The sequence below is a fragment of the Undibacterium paludis genome (assembly GCF_022568815.1).
GTDB lineage: Bacteria > Pseudomonadota > Gammaproteobacteria > Burkholderiales > Burkholderiaceae_D > Undibacterium.
This window is the reverse complement of the sequence record NZ_JAKZHX010000075.1, coordinates 1-265: the sequence shown is the minus strand read 5'-3', so window position 1 is coordinate 265 and position 265 is coordinate 1. Positions and strand designations below refer to the sequence as shown.

General features: G+C 56.2%; 1 protein-coding gene. It reads right to left on the bottom strand.

Annotated features, from left to right (window positions below; genetic code table 11):
- Positions 1-265 (bottom strand): hypothetical protein (locus LZ463_RS28980; protein WP_241459795.1); only part of this gene is annotated, 265 nt, incomplete at both ends.

Sequence of the window (265 nt, the reverse complement as noted above, 5' to 3'; positions counted from 1 at the left end):
GAGGTTGCCGTTCTTGTCGTAACTGAGTATCTGGCTGCCCCAGGTGGTCAGACGGTTATTGGCGTCGTAGCTGGTGGTGGTAACGGTATCGGGCAAATCTGTTTTTGCCAGACTGCCGCCCTTTCTGGTTCGGCGGCCGCCGTCGTCGTAGCCGTAGGTCAGGTCACCAATGATGCTGTTGTCGGCTTTTTTGTAGGTGATGCCTGTCAGCTGGTTGCCGTCGTCATAGCTGTAGTCCTGAACGATGCCGTTGGCGTGGATGGTT